The 22633-nt window shown below is 57.2% G+C and carries 13 protein-coding genes; all 13 read left to right on the top strand.

Annotated elements, in window-relative coordinates; all coding sequences use genetic code 11:
- The first annotated feature begins 310 nt into the window (after positions 1–310).
- The 13 genes from SHEL_RS01485 (at position 311) to brxL (ending at position 22628) form a co-directional block, all read left to right on the top strand.
- On the top strand, positions 311–2383 hold the full coding sequence (locus SHEL_RS01485; RefSeq protein WP_012797480.1) for a DUF262 domain-containing protein: 2073 nt from the start codon (positions 311–313) through the stop codon (positions 2381–2383).
- Positions 2384–2450: 67 nt separating this feature from the next.
- Entirely contained in the window at positions 2451–2717 is a 267-nt protein-coding gene (locus SHEL_RS01480) for a hypothetical protein (RefSeq protein WP_012797479.1), read from the top strand.
- Positions 2718–3011: 294 nt separating this feature from the next.
- Positions 3012–4019, top strand: a complete 1008-nt coding sequence (locus SHEL_RS01475) for a hypothetical protein (RefSeq protein ID WP_012797478.1) — start codon at positions 3012–3014, stop codon at positions 4017–4019.
- Between the two features lie 3 nt (positions 4020–4022).
- Complete coding sequence (locus SHEL_RS01470; RefSeq protein ID WP_050749497.1) at positions 4023–5369, top strand: hypothetical protein; 1347 nt, start codon at positions 4023–4025, stop codon at positions 5367–5369.
- Positions 5370–5838: 469 nt separating this feature from the next.
- A complete protein-coding gene (locus tag SHEL_RS01465) occupies positions 5839–6039 on the top strand; it encodes a hypothetical protein (protein ID WP_012797476.1) in 201 nt (66 codons plus the stop codon).
- Between the two features lies 1 nt (position 6040).
- Positions 6041–6631, top strand: a complete 591-nt coding sequence (locus SHEL_RS01460) for a DUF1819 family protein (protein ID WP_012797475.1) — start codon at positions 6041–6043, stop codon at positions 6629–6631.
- The gene (locus tag SHEL_RS01455) at positions 6631–7233 is read left to right on the top strand and encodes a DUF1788 domain-containing protein (RefSeq protein ID WP_012797474.1); all 603 of its coding nucleotides are present in this window, start codon (positions 6631–6633) and stop codon (positions 7231–7233) included. Before SHEL_RS01460 ends, SHEL_RS01455 begins: the two co-directional genes overlap by 1 nt.
- 11 nt (positions 7234–7244) lie before the next feature.
- Positions 7245–10787: a BREX system P-loop protein BrxC gene (gene brxC / locus SHEL_RS01450; RefSeq protein WP_012797473.1), complete on the top strand. Its 3543-nt coding sequence runs from the start codon at positions 7245–7247 to the stop codon at positions 10785–10787.
- A gap of 7 nt (positions 10788–10794) precedes the next feature.
- Positions 10795–13365 carry a BREX-1 system phosphatase PglZ type A gene (pglZ, locus tag SHEL_RS01445; protein WP_012797472.1) on the top strand — a complete coding sequence of 857 codons (2571 nt, stop codon included), beginning with the start codon at positions 10795–10797 and terminating at the stop codon, positions 13363–13365.
- A gap of 12 nt (positions 13366–13377) precedes the next feature.
- Entirely contained in the window at positions 13378–16800 is a 3423-nt protein-coding gene (gene pglX, locus SHEL_RS01440; protein WP_012797471.1) for a BREX-1 system adenine-specific DNA-methyltransferase PglX, read from the top strand.
- Between the two features lie 5 nt (positions 16801–16805).
- Positions 16806–20201 carry a BREX-1 system adenine-specific DNA-methyltransferase PglX gene (pglX, locus tag SHEL_RS01435; RefSeq protein WP_012797470.1) on the top strand — a complete coding sequence of 1132 codons (3396 nt, stop codon included), beginning with the start codon at positions 16806–16808 and terminating at the stop codon, positions 20199–20201.
- A gap of 4 nt (positions 20202–20205) precedes the next feature.
- Complete coding sequence (locus SHEL_RS01430; protein ID WP_012797469.1) at positions 20206–20529, top strand: DUF4160 domain-containing protein; 324 nt, start codon at positions 20206–20208, stop codon at positions 20527–20529.
- A gap of 14 nt (positions 20530–20543) precedes the next feature.
- Positions 20544–22628, top strand: coding sequence for a BREX system Lon protease-like protein BrxL (gene brxL, locus SHEL_RS01425; RefSeq protein ID WP_012797468.1), 2085 nt, complete (start codon positions 20544–20546; stop codon positions 22626–22628).
- The last annotated feature ends 5 nt before the right edge of the window (positions 22629–22633 follow it).

Here is a 22633-nt window from a genome sequence, read left to right as displayed (position 1 = left end):
CCGTTTCCCATAGAGCTGTCGTCTGTATGCTGCAAAGATGTGACAGCACGTTCGGCAAGAAACATCCGCAACACTTCTAGGAATCTGAAGAGCAATTGCAGCCCAACCACCGTTGGAAAAGGCTTGGTGTCAATTTCAGCAAACTGTCCACCCACGAAGCAGCAACATCTCGTAGCTAACACTTAATCAGCTATGAGATTTGCAATGTATTTGCTACAGAGTTATTTATACTGGATTGTGCTCAAAAGAAGAACTCTGCTTATGTCCTAAAACAAGCCCAGACACAGAGCAGAAACGGACGGGAGACGATATGGAAGGCTATTCAAAACCGCTTTTAAAATTTATGGAAGGATCCGATAAACGATTCGTTATTCCTGTCTACCAGCGCAATTACGACTGGAAAAGGGACAATTGCCAGCAGCTATTGAACGACTTGCTGGACGTTGTTAAGGAGAACCGCCCTTCACATTTCTTCGGCAGCATCGTCTCATCAACCGAAGGCGACGATTACATCATCATTGATGGGCAACAGAGACTTACTACCGTTTCGCTCCTTTTGCTTGCTCTTATGAATCTCATCTATGAGAAAAAGATTCCCTGCGAGTCCACTCAACTTGGAGACAAAATCAAAGAGGATTACCTCATTGACAAGTGGCAACCGGAAGAACGCAAAATCAAACTCAAACCGGTAAAAAACGACATGAAAGCCTTCAACAGCCTATTTGACCATGCAGCCGATCCGATTAAGGAATCGAATGTAACCCAGAACTACTTGTACTTCTACGAAGCCATCCAGAATGCAAATGTCTCCGCAAAAGACCTATTCGAAGCAGTAAAGAAGCTGGTCGTCATTGATATTACCCTCAAATCAGGCGACGATCCGCAGCTGATCTTTGAAAGCCTGAATTCAACCGGTCTCGATCTCAGCGAAGCCGACAAGATACGCAATTACATTTTGATGGGCCTAGAACAGAAACTTCAAGAGAGGATGTATGAGCAGTACTGGAATCGAATCGAAGAACAGACTTCCTATCAGGTCAGTGAGTTTATTCGTCAGTATTTGACCTTTAAACAGAGCAAATGGCCGAACATCAATGGCGTATACCGTACTTTTAAATCCTACGTAACAACCTTTGAAATAGAAACCGAGCCTCTTCTTGAAGACATGTTAAAACACGCTCGTTTCTATGCCCAAATAATGGAAGCTACTACTGGCATAAGTTCTGTGGATGCGATATTAAAACGCCTTGCTCTGCTAGAGATGACAGTTGTGAACCCGTTCCTCTTCGCTGTACTTGAAAGGCATAATGACGGAAACATCGGCGAAGATGACATGCGCAGGGTGCTTGCGGCCATCGAAAGCTATCTGTTCAGACGACTCGTATGCGAAGTTCCAACAAATGCCCTCAATAAAATATTCGCCACATTGAACAACGATGCAGATCGATTGATTGACGACGATGCAGATTATGTGGATGCCGTCATATACGTCCTCGAGAAGAAAAGCAGCACCGGCAGGTTTCCCGCAGACGAAGAGTTTGAAGAAAAGGTACGCACTCGTGACTTCTACAACATGCGACCAAAGAATAAAGTCTACTATTTCAACCGTCTTGAAAACGAAGATTCGTACGAGATAGTTAATGTTCCTGAAATGATGCTAGCTAAGGAACACGGGTTGTCGGTGGAGCATGTAATGCCGCAAACACTGACCGAAGTCTGGAAAAAAGATCTGGGCCCCGATCATGACCGCATTCACGAGACCTGGAAAAACCGCATAGCCAACCTTACCCTGACCGCCTACAACGGCAAGTATAGCAACAGGCCCTTTAGCGAAAAGCTCACAATGAAAGACGGGTTTATCGACTCGCCACTTCCTCTCAATAAATGGATTGCACAACAAAAGCAATGGACGCTTACTGAACTTGAGTTGCGCAATGACCTGATGGCAGAAAAGTTCTTAAATCTATGGCCATTCCCCACCACCAATTTCGTTGCAAAAGAAGTATCCGGATCACAACACGCACTCGATGATGACTTTGATTTCACTGGCACGAGAATAGCTTCGTATACATTCATGGATTCAAGGCATTACGTCACAACCTGGAAAGACGCTGCTGAGGGCGTGCTTCGCCAGATTTGCGAACTCGATCCCGCAGGCATGCACCATATAGCAAGACTAGACGAGTTCCCTGGCACCTTTATCTCCGAAATGGGGGAGCCAAAAGCTGGATGGACTAACATCGGACAAGATCTATACGTCTACCTTGCAACATCGACAGCGTCCAAAATGCGTGTTCTAGAGGCTGTGTTCGAAAGGATTGGCCTCAATGGAGACGATCTCTACTTTGAGATTCGACCCGAATCGGAGAATGAACAGGAGTAGTCAGTTAGCGGCAGAACCCAATACGTTCGTCGATAACCTGGTCCTGTACAGAGGATTGTGGCTTCCTGTGGAGGTGAAGCTCAACATCTACACAACGAGCAACCTGGAAGACCAGCTGGAGCAGTACATGCATGTCGACAAGATAGAGCATGAGGGCATGACCTTCGGACAAGACATGCTCTGGCTGGACAGGGTGCTGGTCGTGGACACCGAGGGCCTCTACCTGTACACAGGCGGCACTATGCACTACCTGCTCTTGTGGGACGACTTCAAATCGGAGCAGGACATGCTCGACGCGCTCGATGCGCGACTGGATGCCATTTGCGCGTGGTAGGGCCGTTCCAAACGCCTTGATCCGGCACAACCCTGAACGGACTTGAAACACACATCGGTTCGCACCGGCGACCTAGCTGATCCTATTTAAGGGATTGAGGGAATCTTTTTTGACGAGCAAGAAAACACCCGCATACAAAAACGGCCCCTTGGAAGATAGCCAAAGGGCCGAAATGTGAGCTATAGGGCACATTGCCCTTGACAGTCGCAGTCGGATGCGACCTCTTACGCACACACCGCCGTCATCAGCACCCAGAAGAATATAATGAGCTTGAGCCAGCACAAAGGAGGAAAAATGAGTATCGAAGCCGCCAAAAAGAACCCTATCGATATGAAAGTCGCTGACGCAAGCGACGAAACGCTTGAAGCGATCATTCAGTTGCGCAAGAAAATCAAGAACAAGGAAGAACGTCTGGGCTTCGTCAAAGGCCTCTATTACATCTCGCTCGTCGACACCGACTACACCGAAGATGAAAAAGCGCTGGTCGAAGGTACAGCGTGCGCGCTCGGAATCAACGAATCGACGCTCGCCTACATGGAGCACGAGGTGAATAACGACCCAGATGCGTCGATACAGTCCTTCGCTACTGCTGGCCCTAAGAAGTATCGCCAGCAATTGTTCGAAGAGATGGCGGCCCTCACCTACATCAAGGGCTATCAGCTATCTGCCGAAGACAGCGCGATGATGAAAGTCGCAAAAGAGATGGGCATCAAAGAGGACAAGGCCGAAAAGACCATGTGCGAGCTTTACATGGCCATGCAAGGTTTTGACGTCTCGACGAAGGCAACGATTGCCAAAGCCGCCTTGGGCGTAGGAGCAATAGCCGCCGGTGCTGCAGTTTGCGCCGTAACGGCAGGCGTCGCAGCCCCGGCCATTGGCGCCGCGATAGGCGGTCTGCAGGGTTTGGGCGGTATTGCCGCCGTCAATGCAGGCCTTGCGGCGTTGGGCGGTGGAGCAATTGCAGCAGGTGGAGGCGGCGTAGCCGCAGGAACCGCAGCCATTGTTGCAGCAGGCGCTGTTGCGGGAGGCGGCGCCGCCGCCGTCGGCATCAGCGTCAAGGAAAACATCACCGCCGCCCACGACAAGAAGAAGCTGCAAGCAGCCATCAGGAAGCAGCAGAAAGACGACATGACCAAGCAGGAGATCACGGAGAATCTCATCAAAGCCATCGAGCTAGAACAAGCGCGCCTCAAACAGCTCGAGGAGCTGCATGCCAGCAAACGAGACATCGCAAGCATCGAGAAGCAGATAGCCAACCTGTTGACCCAAAAGGCAGAGCTCGAGTCTGGCATGGAAGGATAGCCCGTGGCAAACCACCCCAAAACCGATCCGTATCTGGAAAGACTCCGAGCAATCCAGATGGAAACAACCGTCGTCGACGCGCGTCTGGATGCACTCGAGTCAGGATACGCTCTCGATGCGCAGAAGATCGACGCCATCGTTATGGCTCAAATGAACAATAGGCCGGCTTGCTACGAAGATTTTCTTTCGGAAACCGAGATCAAGGACATCGCCAAACGCTACAACCAAGCCCTCAACAAAGGGGTCGATTGCGATGCGCTTGATTATGCACTTTCTGCGGCATGCGGCCTCATCAGCGGATTGGTCGATGTTGTCTTCGTCGGGTCTCCTGGAGAAGGGCTGGCGGACAAGGCTTCAGACAATATGTTCGACGCCGCGGTCGTACGGTTCGCAAAGACGATAAAGGACGAGAAGACAGGGGAGCAGGCCTGGAAGCCGCGGCTCGGCAACGAGAACAGCCCCGCTTCGGCAAGGGGCTTTCTTGAAAGGCAGTTCAAGGCATGCTATGACCAGACGACTTCAAAGGGCGTCGACCATGCAGTCAAAAACATGACTACGAAAAACCATCATGCGAAGTCAGCAGCACATTACCCAGATCTAATCGGCCTTGTTGCTTCAATCTGCAACCAATTTACCGATACCTCGACTTTCCTTGACGGCAAATCAGGACAAATCGTTATCGTGCCTGGCGCAGGCAAAGGGGTAGAGCTCAAAGGAGAAACCCTGCCTGCAAAGGTTTTCTCCGGCATCGCAAACTGGTTTGGCCATTGCATGTCAGACATAACCGGAAGCAGCGGATCCCAAGGACGCGGAATGGGGCTCCCCCTTCCATTCTGGGAATTCTTCGATCTCTGCAATTTCGGCAAGTTCACGAATGACAAAGGCGACTGGCAGTCCTTCGCAACCGTCATGACCCAGGTATATGAGCAGGGATACGACGTGAGGCACGGTGTGGCCACTACGTTCCCAGTCACCATTAACGAGCTTCTCGTGCGGGCAATCTATGCTTTGAAACGCCATTATGTTGGCGGCATTCCATGGACGGAGTGCGTGCCCTCAGGCGACAGCCCGGAGCTGCAGCGCATGCTCACCGTGGGCGTCGGGTCAATGTGTCTGATTGACCTAGGCCACGCAACAGTTACCTCTTGGGGCAACTGGGTGAAGTTCTTCGGCGAGCTGAATATCACCGCCTGGGCCCGTTTCGGCATGCAGGGCGCACGCGAACTGCAGATGGCCGCCGAGCGCGACACCAGGAACCTTCTCGCCATTAACGACGACATTTCCGAAGAATGGAACCGCATTTTGGAGCGAAGCCGAGCCCTGCTGGCAGAAGACAATGCTCGTCTTTGACCAGCCGCGAAATTGAACGAGAAGCCCATGTGAACCCTTCGGAAGGGCTTCTCGCAAGCCTCAAGAAAGACAAGTCGGGCGATCGCACGGGATTGATAGAGCCAACCAGCCAATCACCATAGGAGATCGTCGAAAGGCTTTGTATAGCGCGATGTCGGTAAAAACATTTTTACTTGGGAACCCAGCTAGCTTGCGTTCGGAGCACAAGCTAGCGTCTTAGCGCTGCACCCAACCACGGCGCCCTCTGCGAATCATCAAATATAGGCAAGACGTGAGAGGCTTTCGGCCCAAGCGCTATTGGAGTGTCGTTCATGCCCAATCGGCGGCCTGCCGACATCCAGAACTATTCACATTGGGCGCGTATCCGTGCGCTGAAAGACCTGCGATCTTTGCCATGAATGTGAGACCATCGTGGTAAAATTTTAATAACTTTTATGCATTCATTAGATGCGGAGAAAGGTTATTGATTATGGATGAGAACGAGCTGAGGAAACACGTGCTCGGAAACAAGAAGACTGACAGGATTATCTTCGCCGCGACCCCGGAGATGAAATCCGCTATCGAGAAGGTTGCCGAGGAAAAATGCGTGAGCGTGTCAGCTCTGCTGACATCCCTTGCCCTTGACGAGCTGATTGCGAACAAAGAGCTCTTCGAAGAGTCCGGTGATTAAAATGTCGTCGAACTACAGCCTGTCAATGAGTGGCTCGAAGGTGCGCATGCAGGAGAGCATGCTGGCCGTCGAGATATACAACGAGACTAAGGACTGGAGCGAGGTCCGCAGGAGAATCATTGACGAGAACCTTTTCCAGCTAAATGCCGTGAGCTCGCGAAAGCGGGTCACTGGCGAGATAGTGAAGCGACTCCGCACGCTGACGGACGCCGAACTCGAATTCCTGCAAGGATCATACGGAGACGACAGATGCGCCATGTTCTGGGTGGCCGTATGCAGGACGTACCAATTCGTGAGGGATCTGTCGGAGCAGATGATCGCCGGCAGGTACAACAGGACAATTCCAGACTTCACCATGGAAGCATACGATGCGTTCTTCGAAGAGCAGGCAGAGATTCACCCTGAGCTGACAGCGCTGTCGGACGAGGGTAGGAAGAAAATGCGGAACCAAGTATTCCTCATGCTCGCGGAATGCAAGCTGCTCTCCGAAGATGCTCGGATCACACCGCTATATCCAACGCCAATGTTCAAAAACGCCCTCGATCCGTCCAGGAAAGACGACCTGCGGCTGTTCCCGGGGAGGCTGATCTAATGTCTGCGGAATTCGAGCACATCAACGATGCACGCTCCTTCATCGTCGAGAAGCTTTCCGAGAATTCTCTCCTTGGCAGGGGCGGCTACATGATGAGAAACGCGCTCTACGTCCTGGACTACAAACCAGAACAGGAACCCTACGCGAGGGACCTCGTGCGGGCGATATGCGAATCCGACCTGCCTGCCCGTTCGGTGCGCCCACTCGTCGTGAACCTCTACGACATCGTGCTCGCATTCCTCGACGAACAGGGCATGTGGGAGCCCCTTGTCGAGGCGGAACCCGATGCTTCGCGCGAGGAGCTCATCATGATGCTCCAGGACACCGTCAGCGTGCGCGACGTCATAGCCCCGGCGGTCAATGCGGCCATCGAGGATAACCCGGACGCCGACATCGTGTTCATTACTGGCGTCGGGGAGACCTATCCGTACGTGAGAACCCACACATTGCTTCAAGAGATGAGCGCCACGAAGCCCGTAGTCCTCGTGTTCCCCGGGCGCTTCGAGCGCCGCAGCGACGGCTCCACCTCGCTGAACATACTCAACCTCGACCAGGGTACGACCGGAGGCTACTACCGTGCGACCCGAGTATTCGACCTGTAAGGAGTGACGAAATGCTGCTGAAGGACACCTTCCTCAAGGACATCTATCGCCCAATCGACCCTGTCGTCAAGGCGAACGAGCTCGGGCATCTGAAGAGCGAGCTGGAGGAGTTCGTCATCACGAACGAGGCGAAGTCGCACCTGCAGCGATTCTTCGACGAGTACAACGACCCCGACTCCGCGGGCAACGGTGCGTGGATCTCGGGCTTCTTCGGGAGCGGCAAGTCCCACCTGCTCAAGATCATGGCCGTCGTCATGGAGGACAGGCAGGTGGACGGCAGGGGCGCCATGGACTACATCCTCCCCAAGCTGTCGGACACGCCAGCGCTTGCAGCGGCGATGGAGCAGTCGAGGCTGAGGCACCCATCGGAAAGCGTGCTGTTCAACATCGACAGCTTCGCGCCCAACGCGGGCCGTTCCGAAGCAGGCGCGATACTCTCTGCCTTCATCAAGGCGTTCAACCACCACTGCGGGTACTTCGACGGGGACCAGCAGCACATCGCCAAGCTCGAGTACGACCTCGACCGCGAAGGCCACTTCGAAGCGTTCAAGGCGAGGGTCGAGGAGCTCTGCGGCAAGCCCTGGGAGCAGGTTCGCTCCTCATCGCTGCTCTACGGAAAGAAGATCACGTCGGCATTCGACGAGGTATGCGGAAACCCAGAGGGCACGACCGCAAACGTCATCAGCTACTACCAGCAGACCTACAAGCCCGATATCCGCATGTTCGCACAACGCGTCCAGGCCTACATCGCCGAGCACGGGAAAGGCTTCAGGCTCAACTTCTTCGTCGACGAGGTCGGGCAGTTCATAGCCCAGAACACGAGCCTAATGGTGAACCTCCAGACCATCGCCGAGGAGCTCGACAACTTCTGCCACGGGGACTCCTGGGTCATCGTCACCTCGCAGGAGAACGTCGAGGATGTCGTCGGCCAGATGAAGCAGATCAGCGCCAACGACTTCTCGAAGATCAAGGACCGCTTCAAGACGAGGATGGTGCTCACGTCGTCAGACGCGAAGGAGGTCATACGCGACAGGCTCCTGGCAAAGCATCCAGGGGACGAGCCCTTCCTGGAAGAGATGTACGAGGAGTACCGTGCCGACTTCGACGTTCTGTTCGACTTCGCAGACGGCGCCAAGCGCTACAAGCAGTACCAGGGGGCACAGGAGTTCTGCGACACCTATCCCTTCGTGCCCTACCAGTTCGAGGTGTTCATGACCGCGTTGCGCGGACTGTCGGACCACAACTGCTTCACGGGCAGGCACAACTCCACCGGAGCCCGATCGATGCTCGGCGTCTTCCAGATGGTCGCGCAGCGCATATGCGACGCCGGCGCCAGCACCGAGCAGGGGACGCTCGCACCCTTCGACCTGATGTTCGAGGGCCTGCGCAACGACCTCAAGAGCGAGGTGTACGCCGCAATCTCCACGGCAGAGGACCAGCTCGACGACGAGGTGGCGGTGCGCCTGCTCAAGGCGCTCCTACTCGTCAAGTACTGCCAGGACTTCAGGGCGACGCCTGGGAACCTGCGCGTGCTACTGTACGGGTCCTTCGGCGAGAGCACGAGCGAGCTGAACGGAAAGATACGCGACGCGCTCGACACCCTTGAAGAGCAGGTCTACGTCAGGCGCAACGGCAACATCTACGAGTACCTGACCAACGACGAGAAGGAAGTCGAGAAGGAGATCGCGAACACCATCGTCCCAGAAGTGGAGACGAGAAAGCAGATTGCGGAGCTCTTCAAGGACGTGTGCGGCGCGACCAGGGTCACGTATCGGAACGGTTCATTCGAGCATTCGTACCTGTACAACCTCAAGATCGACGGCGAGGCCCAGGGCCTGCAGAAGAACGACCTCACGGTCGACATAGTCACCGACCGCGATGACGGCGGGCTGTTCGGCGACATAGTGCCCACGCCACCCAAGACGCTCACGATCGAGCTCCGAAACTGCAAGGAGTTCCTGATAGGCGTGAGGACGTTCAAGCAGACCGAGACGTACACGGGCGTCCACAGCGGCGCCGGCGAAATTCGGGAAGCCATCCTACACGACAAGCAGGTGGCGAACGGAAAGCTCTACGCCAGGCTCAAGGACGAGCTAGCCCAGCTCCTGTCCGACGCCCGGTACAATGCGGGAGGGGTCGATATCACCGGCCAGGTGACAGGCACCGCGGCAGACGCCGTCCAGTCCGCAACACAGGAGCTCGTCCGCAGGTCATACACGGGACTGCAACAGATCGGGCAGAAATTCAGCGACAACGACGTATACACGCAGTGCTTCTCCTCCGAGGCGGCCTTCGGCCTCCCGGAGTACTGCGAGACGGTCCTCTCTCGAATCAGGCTCACCAAGGGGGCGGTCGCGTCGACCGTCGCAGGCGACGGCTCAGGCAGCCTGACGGGTTACTTCATCAAGAACGAGTACGGCTGGCCGGAAATCGCGGTCCGCTCCGCGATAGCGCGGCTCTTCGCCGCGAACAAGATCGAGGTCCGGAAGTCGGGGTCCCCGCTCGAGAAGTCGGCGCTGGCTGACGCCCTCAAAAGGAAGCGGGACCTCGATAAGCTGGTGGTCTCAACCATCGACGAGGTATCGCCCGAGGACATCGCCGCGCTCAGCCGCGCATTCAAGCTGTTCGCCGGCACGCAGCCCAAGGGCGTGGACCAGAAGACGATCGCCTCGGAGCTAGCCGAGGTAGCCGCATCCCTCGCCAAAGGCTTCGGGTCAACCGCCTCTGCAGCGCACGTTTACCCATTCGGCGACGCCTATGAAGCGGCGCTTGCGAAGGTCGAGGAGTGCGCTAAGAACGCATCGGATTGGAGATGGGCTCTCGGCGAGTTCCCAGCAAAAGCACAGGAGTACGCCGACGCGACGAGCGATCTGAAAAAGATGGCCTCGTTCGCCGGGGGGTCGCCGATGAGCAAGCGGTGGCTCGAGCTGAGGTCCTTCATGGCGTCGGAGGCGGCACACCTCACCGAGCTTGGTATCGTCGACGAGGGAGTCGCAGCGATCAGCGCGATCGTGGAGGATCCGGAATGCTTCAAGAACTCCGGGATACCCCAGGCAGCCAAGCAGATGGAGGCCCTGAAGAAAGAGGCCGAATCCGCGCGCGCGAGCCTGAGGGATGCTGAGAGAAGGAAGCTCGCCGAGTACAGGGCCTCATACGAGGGTACATACGATATCGCCGCGCTCCCGCAGGAGGCGGCCGAGGAGTTCGACGGCCTGTTCTCAGAGGCAGAGGAGCAGCTGGGCCTTATCCGCATCCCGTACAAGATCAAATCGTTCACCGAGGACTTCAAGAAGGACAAGGCAGCTCGTCTGCTCGAGCTCGTGACCCCAAAACCGGCACCTCCCGTCACGCCGCCAATCGACGTGCCCACGCCTCCCGATGATGACGACGTGCCGCCGGTGCACGTTCCGAAGACCATCCCGGTCACGAGCCTGTCGGCAAAGGGGTACAGCAAACCCGCCATCACGACCGAGGACGATGTTGACAAATACCTCGCTGCCCTCAGGGCCTCGATCGTAGCAGTCGTTTCGGGCGGAGACATCGTTTCCATCTAGGAGAGACATGGACATCGAATACAGCGAAATCGAAAACAGGTTGAAGGCGGCGTTCGGGCACAGCACGAGGCTCGTCTTCTGGGAGGACGAGTCCTCGGAATACGCCGACTCGATCGAAGGCCTCAAGATTGAAGGGGCCGATATCGTCGACGCGACAGGACACGAACTCGCAACGAAGAGGACAATCCTGAGGGAGCAGCCCGGCAAGAGGTTCGTGGTCTACCGCCACGGCGGCGCGCCAAATCCCGCCGATGACCTGCTGCTCGACGTCAAGATCGCGGCAAGGCCCTTTTCTTGTTCGATGGAGGGCGTCTGGGCGGACGAATGCGGAATACCCGTCACTCTCGCCGGCATGTTGGCCGACCATGCGGCCTTCTTCAACAGCAAGGAGCGGAGGGCCGCGCTCGCGGCTACGTCCCTTCCGAAATCGGGCACTCAAAGCTTTCTCTTCGCGATGGCCGCCGCAACCATGAAGGCAGCCGACGCGGAGGAAAGGGATGCGGCACGCTCGATGGCCAAGAAGGCCGTCCTCGAGTGGGCGCGCGGCGACGAGCAGTCCATGCGCATGCTGGTCGACGCCGGTCTGTCTGGAACTTTCTGGGCGGCCATGAGGGAACATATCGGCTACCGGGTCGGAGAGGGGGACGCACCGAACGCGGGCGACCTGGCGTTCAGACTCTTGGAGGGCATGTGCGGCCCGATCGTCCAAGACGATATGCGAGCCGATGACGCGGAAGCCTCCAGGATCCTTGGCGACCTCGCCCGCGACGGGCGAACGAGAGACGAGTTCGACCGCGTCGTGCAGGAATACTCCAAGGCCGTCGCCGCGCTGGTGCCGCAAGATATGAGGACGGCTGAGACGCTGTCGGAGGTCGACGCGATACCCGAAATCGACGAATGGATCCTCTCGGGCTTCGCGGCGGAGGTGTCCGCCTCGAGCACGAGCTCGGCAGCGATGGAGCGCGTGCGCGACGCAAGGAAGCACAGCCTGTACCATTACAGATACGGCGCCTATTACAGCCTCCTCATCGCAATAACCGGCTTCAGGTCGGAATGCGCCCGATACAAGAAGGAATGCGGCTCCGGAACGGGGACCGCGCAGATACTCGAGAAGTACTGCTCCGCCTGGCATCTCGTCGATAGGCGCTACCGCGAGGCGCACCTCGCGTTCGACAGGGTGCCCGCCGGCAGGTTCAAGTCGTCCATGACCAAGGCCATGGACGAGCTCCGCGGCGCGTACGACCTGTTCCTCGTGGACCTGACCGATCGTTGGCAGATGCACCTGATGGACGACGGAGCCTGGCCCCCGTCCGAGCTGCCATCCCAATCAAGGTTCTTCAGGGAGCACGTCGAGCTTGCCCTTCCCAGGGCTGAACGGGGCAAACGAGTCGGCGTCATCGTTTCCGACGCCCTGAGGTACGAGGCCGGAAGCGACCTCGCGTCGAGGCTCTCCGCCTCAAAGCTGAAGGGAATCGCCGGCAGAGCCGCAGTCAAGTGCGCATACGCGCTCAGCGCCATACCCAGCTACACCCAGCTCGGCATGGCTGCCCTCCTCCCCGACGGGGCAATGGAGATCGACCCGGCTACAACGTATGTGCGCAAGGCCGGTGCTCCGACTTGGGGGACCGCGAACCGGGGCAAGATAATTTCTGCCCGGATACCCGGCGCCGTGGCGCTGCAGGCCAAAGACGTCATGGGCACAAAGCTCGACCTTTCCGATGCCCCTGTGGCTGTCGTCTACCACAACGTCATCGACAAGACCGGGGACACGCGCGACACAGAGGGCGACGTCTTCGAAGCTGTTGAGCGTGCTTGCGCAGAAATCGAGAAGCTGGTCCAGGCGCTCATTCAATCGGGTTGCGGAAAGGTCGTGATTACGAGCGACCATGGGTTCATCTACCAATCCCAAAACCCGGAGACATACGCCTACGTGGACGTTCCCGGCCTCTCGCAGCTCAAGTCGGCCGACGACGTGAGCTGCGACCATACCAGACGTTTCGTGGTGGGCAAGAGCATCCCCAAGAGCGAATCGCTCGTAGAGTACGCTGCGGTGGACCTGTCGCTCGAAGGCGATTACAACGTGGCGTTCCCGAAGGGCGTGACCAGGCTCAGGCTCTCCGGCAGCGGGTCGCGATTCGTTCACGGCGGGGCGTCACTGCAGGAGAACGTCGTTCCAGTCATCACCGTCGAGGCAGCAAAAGGCGCCAAGGCTTCACGCCCAACGGGAGTCGAAGGCTTTGTCATAGGGAGGCCAGTTGTCACCGGCCCTTCGGTCTCGGTCACTGTCTACCAGTCCGACCCTTGCAGCGAATCGGTTTCGCCGCAGACCGTAAAGGTGGGCGTGTACTCGAAGGACGGCGCTCTCGTGAGCGCCACGGAGAAGACCATCGAACTCGCCAGCGAGTCCGACGACGTCGAAACGCGCAAGACTCGCGTGACGATGCCGCTCATCGACGAGGTCGACGATTGCGCAAGCGTCGTAGTAAGGATTTCGGCGCGCATAGGCAATACGAACGCATATGAGAGCGCATGGGAGCAAGAATACTCCGTCAACCGCGCTTTCGGCATGGATTTTTAGGAAGTAGAGCAAATGGACTCTAGCAGGATAAAGAGACTGGCGACCGGCGTGCGCGACGAGCTGCGCCGAGAGGTTGAGGGACGCCTCGAGGCGGTGCTCGCCGCCGACAGCCCGGAGAGGCTCTCGGACGGGACCGGGGTTGTGCGGCTAGAGGCGAGGATCGAGGCCGAGGGGCGCGACGCGGTGGTGGAGGCCGGGGCGTACACCTGGTTCAACAGGCTGTGCGCACTGCGCTTCATGGACGCCCGCGGCTACACGCCGACGCCGGCCGTGACGCCGCGCGCCGGCTCGACCATGCCCGCCGTCCTCGCAGACGCGGCGCAGGGCTCCTTCGACCCCGAGTACGGGCTCGCCCCCGCCGTGCGCGAGAGGGTCGTCTCCCTGCTGTCCGGCTCGACGCAGCGCGCGAACGCCACGGAGGCCGCGTACGCCGAGCTGCTGCGCGCCGTGTGCGCGCACTACGCGAAGCCCATGCCGTACCTCTTCTCGGAGGACGCCGCATCCAGCCTCCTCATGCCCCGGGGGCTGCTGTCTGAGGGGTCGATCCTGGGCCGCATCGTCGCGGAGATGGACGCCGGCGCCTGCTCGTCGGTCGAGGTGCTCGGATGGCTCTACCAGTTCTACATCGCCGAGCGCAAGGACGAGGTGTTCGCCGGCTTCAAGAAGAACAAGAAGGCGGGCCCCGCCGAGATAGGCCCGGCGACCCAGCTGTTCACGCCCGAGTGGATCGTCCGCTACCTGTGCGAGAACTCGCTGGGGCGCCTCTGGATGCTCAACCATCCCGGCTCCCCTCTGGCCGAGCGGATGGACTACTACATCGCGCCCGAGGGCGACGAGCCTCACATCGAGGTCTCGTCCGCCGAGGAGGTCCGCGTGCTCGACCCGGCCTGCGGGTCGGGGCACATCCTCGTGTACGCCTTCGACCTGCTCTACTCCATGTACGAGGAGGAGGGCTGGCTTCCCGAGGAGATCCCCGCCATGATCCTCCAGAACAACCTCAAGGGGCTCGAGATCGACGCCCGCGCTGCGGAGATAGCCAAGTTCGCCCTCGAGATGAAGGCGCTGGAGCGCGACCCGCGCTTCCTCGAGAGGGACGTGGACGCCGACGTCACCGTCCTGCGCCCTGTCGCCCTCGACGAGGCCGACATGCCCTATCTCTCCCAGTCGTTCAAGGAGCGGGTCGGGCTCATCGAGGCGATGGCCCACATGGGCGAGGTCGGCAGCCTCTACGTCCCCGAGGCCGGGGACGCCCGGGCGGTAGCGGCCGAGATCGAGCGCCTCGCCCCGAAGGCGCAATCCGACATGTTCGCCAGGGACCTCGCGGGACGCCTCGGCGCCATGTTGGAGAACGTTGAGGCCCTCTCCGGCTCCTACCATTGCGTGGTGGCCAACCCGCCGTACATGGGGACCAGCACCCTTTACAAACCCGCAAGCGACTTTGTAAAGGAAAACTATCCAGACGAGAAGGCGGACCTATGCACATGCTTTATTGAGCGAGCAAAGCGCTTCAATCTGCGTCGAGGCTACAGCGCCCTCATAACTATGCAAAGCTGGATGTTCCTCAGCTCCTACGAAAAGATGCGTGAGAAAATCATCAATCACGAATGCATCATATCTATGGCGCATTTAGGTGCACGAGCATTCGACGCAATTGGCGGAGAGGTTGTTTCCACGACAGCAACGATATTCCAGCATATTAAAGATAGTGAAAGGGAAGGTACGTATATTCGCTTGGTTGACTTTCTTGGCGAGGCGAACAAGTCATCAATCTGCCGCAAAGCAATATGCGACGCATCTTCCACTTGGCTATATCGTGCTTATGTCAGCGACTATAAAATAATTCCTGGAATGCCAATTGCCTATTGGGTAGGCAACGGTATGAAAAGCGCATTTTTGAACGGAACGCCGCTGTCAGTTGACGGTCGGCCGAGAAAGGGATTAACAACAACTGATAATGGTCACTTCCTTAGATTGTGGCATGAGGTATCTGCAGACAAAGTATGCTTGACTGCCGAAAATGCTGATGTTGCTAAAGCATCACGTTGCAAATGGTTCCCATATGATAAGGGAGGAGATTTTAGAAAATGGTATGGGAATAGGGAATGCTTTGTAAATTGGGAAGATGATGGCGCGGAGGTGAAGGCGCTAATCACGTCCAAATACAATGGGGGCAGTTATACCAAGGAAGTCCGCAGCGAAGAAATGTATTTTGCGGAATCGCTAACTTGGACTGAATTATGTACAGGAATGCCGGGATTCCGTTATTCGCCCGCAGGGACTATCTTTGATTCAAGTGGGTCATCAATGTTTCCTCGCAGTCACATTCTGTATTATTTGGGTCTAATGAATAGTTCGGTTATGTCAGAAATACTGAAAATGCTCAATCCAACGCTTCATTACAACTCAGGTGTTGTTGCAAAAGCCCCAGCTCTTTTTTCGGAGTTCGATCTCAGATTGGTCGAAGCAGCTGTCAGTGAAAACGTTTCCTTAGCCAAATCCGACTGGGACTCCTTCGAGACGAGCTGGGACTTCGAGACGCACCCGCTCGTGCGGACCGAGTGCGTCGCCGATGCGTACACGCTGTGGCAATCAGAGTGCCGAGACCGCTTCGAAATACTGAAGTCCAACGAGGAGGAGCTCAACCGGATCTTCGCGCGCATCTACGGCATGGAGGGCGAGGTGCCAATCGAGGTGCCCGACGACAAGGTCAGCGTGCGCCTCGCCGACCTGCAGCGCGACGTGAGGTCGCTCATCAGCTACGGCGTCGGCTGCATATTCGGCCGCTACTCGCTCGACGCCCCCGGCCTCGTGCTGGCCGACCAGGGCGCAACGGTCGCCGACTACTTGGTTAAAGTGCCCGAGCCGACGCTGGTGCCCGACGCGGACAACATCCTCCCCGTTCTCGACGCCGAGTGGTTCGACGACGATATAGTCACGCAGTTCTACCGCTTCCTCGCGGCGGCCTACGGCGAGTCGACCCTCGACGAGAACGTCGCGTTCATCGAGGGGGCGCTCGGGTGCGACCTGCGCACCTACTTCGTGCGCGACTTCTACTCCGACCACGTGAAGACCTACCAGAAGAGGCCGATCTACTGGCTGTTCCAGAGCCCGCAGAAGAGCTTCTCGTGCCTCGTCTACATGCACCGTTACAACGAGGGCACCGTGGGCGAGGTCCTCACGAAGTACCTGCGCGCCTACGAGGACAAGCTTCGGCTGCGCGTGCAGGTGCTCTCACGCTCGGAGCGCGCGGCCGACCTAAAGGCCGCCGACAGGATGCGCGCGCAGATCTCCGAGCTGGAGGCGTGGGAGAAGGAGGTCGTGTACCCGCTCGCTCACGAGCGCGTGGCCATCGACCTCGACGACGGCGTCAAGATCAACTACAACAAGTTCCCGCATGCCCTGGCCAAGGTCCAGGGTCTGAGCGATTGGAAGTAAGAAGCATGGACTCGAGCAGGATAAAGAGACTGGCGACCGGCGTGCGCGACGAGCTGCGCCGAGAGGTTGAGGGACGCCTCGAGGCGGTGCTCGCCGCCGACAGCCCGGAGAGGCTCTCGGACGGGACCGGGGTTGTGCGGCTAGAGGCGAGGATCGAGGCCGAGGGGCGCGACGCGGTGGTGGAGGCCGGGGCGTACACCTGGTTCAACAGGCTGTGCGCACTGCGCTTCATGGACGCCCGCGGCTACACGCCGACGCCGGCCGTGACGCCGCGCGCCGGCTCGACCATGCCCGCCGTCCTCGCAGACGCGGCGCAGGGCTCCTTCGACCCCGAGTACGGGCTCGCCCCCGCCGTGCGCGAGAGGGTCGTCTCCCTGCTGTCCGGCTCGACGCAGCGCGCGAACGCCACGGAGGCCGCGTACGCCGAGCTGCTGCGCGCCGTGTGCGCGCACTACGCGAAGCCCATGCCGTACCTCTTCTCGGAGGACGCCGCATCCAGCCTCCTCATGCCCCGGGGGCTGCTGTCCGAGGGGTCGATCCTGGGCCGCATCGTCGCGGAGATGGACGCCGGCGCCTGCTCGTCGGTCGAGGTGCTCGGATGGCTCTACCAGTTCTACATCGCCGAGTTGCATGATCAGGTGTATTCAGGCTTCAAAAGGAGCGTGAAGGCGGGCCCCGCCGAGATAGGCCCGGCGACCCAGCTGTTCACGCCCGAGTGGATCGTCCGCTACCTGTGCGAGAACTCGCTGGGGCGCCTGTGGATGCTCAACCATCCCGGCTCCCCTCTGGCCGAGCGGATGGACTACTACATCGCGCCCGAGGGCGACGAGCCTCACATCGAGGTCTCGTCCGCCGAGGAGGTCCGCGTGCTCGACCCGGCCTGCGGGTCGGGGCACATCCTCGTGTACGCCTTCGACCTGCTCTACTCCATGTACGAGGAGGAGGGCTGGCTTCCCGAGGAGATCCCCGCCATGATCCTCCAGAACAACCTCAAGGGGCTCGAGATCGACGCCCGCGCTGCGGAGATAGCCAAGTTCGCCCTCGAGATGAAGGCGCTGGAGCGCGACCCGCGCTTCCTCGAGAGGGACGTGGACGCCGACGTCACCGTCCTGCGCCCTGTCGCCCTCGACGAGGCCGACATGCCCTATCTCTCCCAGTCGTTCAAGGAGCGGGTCGGGCTCATCGAGGCGATGGCCCACATGGGCGAGGTCGGCAGCCTCTACGTCCCCGAGGCCGGGGACGCCCGGGCGGTAGCGGCCGAGATCGAGCGCCTCGCCCCGAAGGCGCAATCCGACATGTTCGCCAGGGACCTCGCGGGACGCCTCGGCGCCATGTTGGAGAACGTTGAGGCGCTCTCCGGCTCCTACCACTGCGTGGTAGCTAACCCGCCCTATCTTGGAAGCGGCAATATGAGTACTTATCTAAGCAGATGGTGTAAGGGGAATTATCCTGATGCCAAAGCCGACCTCTGTACGTGTTTTATCGAACGCTGTTTACACTTCACAAAGCAATATGGAGTGGAAAGCATAATTACTTCTGACACTTGTATGTACATCTCGTCGTTCGAAAAGCTCCGTAGAAAGATACTTGAGCAAACGACTCTATATTCATTCTTAGACACACGAGGAACAAATGCGCACCCCGATGTTTTTGATGCAAATGCTGGATGGATTCTTGGGAAAGGTCACCTATCGGGTGTCAAAGGCTCTTTTTTCAAGTTAAGCCATCGAACCTCAGAAAAAGACACGGCCCTTTTGAATGCGATTCATAATCCAAAATGCGGTTGGCTATACAAAGCTGACACTGACCTTTTTAAAACAATACCAGGCTGTCCGATTGCCTATTTGGTAAGCGAGACGATGATGGGAGCTTTTCGGAATTTAGGAAATGTCGCTTCATTGGGACGCGCTTCGGTTGGGATTAAAACGGGCAACAACGGAGCCTTTTTAAGATTCTGGTGGGAAGTTGCAAGAGGAAAGATACTCTTTAATGGGGTTTCCTCGGATGCAACTTTTATTGAAGGCTATCGCTGGTATCCATGCAACAAGGGTGGAGCCTTTAGAAAGTGGTACGGTAATGCTGAATACGTCGTGGACTGGCGAGAAAACGGTAAATACGCATTTGAAAGCGCTGAGAAAAATGGCAACCATGCTCAAGATTATAGTGACGATTTAAAGTTCCGTCCGTATATCACATGGTCTGACGTTACAAGCGGCGAACAATCATTCAGGTTAAAAACAAACGATCTCTCTGAAATGACTGGTATGGGCATTTATCCTGATGATGACAGCCGAAATGCCTTATTGGGGCTGCTGAACTCGAGTGTTGCAAAACGTTACCTGGAATTATTGGCACCAACAATGCATTTAAAGATTCGAGAGTTGGGCAGTATTCCCTGGAATGATGATTCTCGATGCGATGAAGTAAGAAGAACTGTCGATACTAATGTCGCAGTAGCTCGTAAAGATTGGGACTCCTTCGAGACCAGCTGGGACTTCGAGAGGCACCCGCTTGCGCGGACCAGCCGCGTTGAAGACGCATTCGCCTTGTGGCAATCAGAGTGTCGGAGCCGCTTCGACCAGCTAAAGGCAAATGAGGAGAAGCTCAACCGAGTATTCGCGCGCATCTACGGCATGGAGGGTGAGGTTCCCATCGAGGTGTCCGACGACAAGGTGAGCGTGCGCCTGGCCGACCTCCAGCGCGACGTGAAGTCCCTTATCAGCTACGGCGTAGGCTGCATCTTCGGCAGGTACTCGCTCGACGCCCCCGGGTTCGTGCTCGCGAACCAGGGCGACACCGCGAGGGACTTCCTGGCCAAGGTGCCCGACCCCTCCTTCGTGCCGGACGAGGACAACATCCTGCCCGTGCTCGACGCCGAGTGGTTCGACGACGACGTCGTCACGCAGTTCTACCGATTCCTCGCGGCGGCCTACGGCGAGTCGACCCTCGACGAGAACGTCGCCTTCATCGAAGGGGCGCTGGGATGCGATCTGCGCACCTACTTCGTGCGCGACTTCTACTCCGACCATGTCAAGACCTACCAGAAGAGGCCGATCTACTGGCTGTTCCAGAGCCCGCAGAAGGGCTTCTCGTGCCTCGTCTACATGCACCGATACAGCGAGGGTACCGTGGGAGAGATTCTCACGAAGTACCTGCGCGCCTACGAGGACAAGCTTCGGCTGCGCGTGCAGGTGCTCGGGCGCTCGGAGCGGGCGGCCGACCTAAAGGCCGCCGACAGGATGCGCGCGCAGATCTCCGAGCTGGAGGCGTGGGAGAAGGAGGTCGTGTACCCGCTCGCTCACGAGCGCGTGGCCATCGACCTCGACGACGGCGTCAAGATCAACTACAACAAGTTCCCGCATGCCCTGGCCAAGGTCCAGGGACTGAGCGATTGGAGGTAATCAATTGCACGAAGAAATACTGTTTGATAATTTAGAGTTCAAAGAATGGGTTTCGATTTTTGATTACGTATACCAGCGCGGGAGGGTCGGTTATAAGAATGGTATTACATTTGTGATTCACACAAAAGAACGGGGCCACAATCTTCCGCATTTGCATGCGAGGTATCAAGGGAAAGAAGTTGTTCTTGAAATACCTTCTGGCAAGGTCATTGAGGGCAACATATCGAGACGAAAGCTCTCAGAAGCTTCAGAATGGGTTGTGGCAAACGCTGACTATCTAGAGGCTAAGTGGGATAAGCTCGTAGAAGGTATAGTGTTATATGCGTAAACAGGAGATATCCGATGAACGAACTCGATAGGAAGCTTAATGAAATCTTCACCGGTTACGTTGTCCGTAAGGACCTCGTAAAACTGGTGCGCGGTAATGCCGCCGTTCCGAGCTACGTGCTCGAATACCTGCTCGGGCAAAATTGCGCTACCGATGATGAGGAGCAGATTGCCGCGGGCGTGGAGCGCGTTCGCGATATCCTCGCGAAACATTACGTGCAGCGAGCCGAGGCGGGGGCAATACGCAGCGACATCAAACAATCGGGCTACATGCGCGTCATCGATAAAGTATCCGTTATGCTCAACGAGAAGCGCGACGCCTATGAGGCGACGTTCGAAAACCTTGGCATATCGCGGGTGCTCGTCGACTCGGACACCGTGAAGCGTAACAGGCGCCTTCTGGTATCCGGCGTCTGGTGCGTCGCTGATATCGGCTACAGCCCAAACGAGGCGAAGGATGAGTCGCCTTATCTGCTCCAGCAGCTTAAACCGATCCAGATGGCGCGGTTCGATCTCGACGGGTACATAGAGAAGCGCACAAGATTCACCGTCGATGAATGGCTGGATGTAATCATCAGAAGTATCGGGCTCGACCCAGAGCAGCTCGGGAAGCGCTCAAAGCTCTTCCAATTGACTCGCCTCGTCACCTATTGCGAACGGAATTACAATCTAATCGAGTTGGGCCCTAAAGGCACTGGCAAGAGCCATGTGTTCAGTGAGTTCAGCCCTCACGGCATCCTTATCTCAGGCGGCGAAGTGACGCCGGCAAAGCTGTTTGTGAACAACTCAACCGGACGCATCGGCCTCGTCGGCTATTGGGACTGCGTCGCTTTCGACGAATTCGCAGGCGTTAACAAGCGCCCGAAGGCCGACATCGTGGACATCTTGAAGAACTACATGGCTAACAAGAGCTTCAGCCGCGGCATCGAGCAGGTTACCGCCGAGGCTTCGATGGCGTTTGTCGGCAACACGAGTCACGATGTCGCTTACATGATCAACCAGACTGACCTGTTCGAGGACCTGCCGAAGGTCTACCACGATCCAGCGTTCATCGACCGCATTCACGCCTATATCCCGGGATGGGAGGTCGACATCATCCGCGGCGAGATGTTCTGCACCGACTACGGCTTCATCGTGGATTACCTTGCAGAAGCGCTGCGCAGTCTGCGTGGCCTCGATTACTCGGGACAGCTCTGGGAGCGATTCGAGCTGTCCGAAACTCTCTCGACGCGCGACCGCGACGGAGTCATGAAAACCTACTCGGGCCTCATGAAGCTCCTGTTCCCAGGAAAGAATGCGACGATCGAGGAAGAGGCCGAGATTATCGAGTTCGCCTTGGAGATGCGAAAACGTGTCAAAGACCAGCTCTACCGCATCGACGAGACATTCGCAAGGGTCGATTTCTCGTACCGAGAGATAGGCGGGCAATGGCGCGAGGTGTCAACGCTAGAGGAAATCAACTTCCCGAACACGTACCACTCGCGCGATAAAGTGCCTTGGGAGAGAAGGGACGCTGAGGAACCTCTGCTTTCCATGGATGACGCATCAGTTCCCGAGAATCCTGATCTTCAATTGTCGCAAAGCGCTATCGTGAGTAAGGCAGACGAAGGTCCATTCGTCGGACATAAGTCGTATCGCGAGAACCAACGAGGAGTGTCGTACGAGAAGCTTTTCGGCCCGTATCTCGAAGGCGCACGGAGCATCGAGATTATCGACCCTTACATTCGAACGTTCCACCAGTGTCGAAACCTGATGGAGGTTCTCGAGGTCATTATTACCCACTTCGACTACTGCGTTCCGGAAATACACGTGCACCTGCTCACATGTCCGGACCAGTACGACCCAGTGAAGCAAGATGACTATCTGTGCCAGATTGCAGATGCGTTGCATCCGTTCGGTCTGACGTTAGAGTGGGATTTCGACGATACAAACACCATTCATGCTCGTCATTTCGTAATCGACGACAAGTGGGACATTCTGCTCGACCGCGGACTCGACATCTGGCAAAAATTCGACAGCGGTAATGCGTTTGCAATTGAAAGCCGCGTCCAAGAGATGCGCATGGTCAAGCAGTTTGAGATTACGTATATGAAGCTTTAGGAGGA

The sequence above is a fragment of the Slackia heliotrinireducens DSM 20476 genome, from assembly GCF_000023885.1.
GTDB lineage: Bacteria > Actinomycetota > Coriobacteriia > Coriobacteriales > Eggerthellaceae > Slackia > Slackia heliotrinireducens.
The sequence above is the reverse complement of the archived record's forward strand: the minus strand, read 5'-3'. Positions and strand labels throughout refer to the sequence as shown.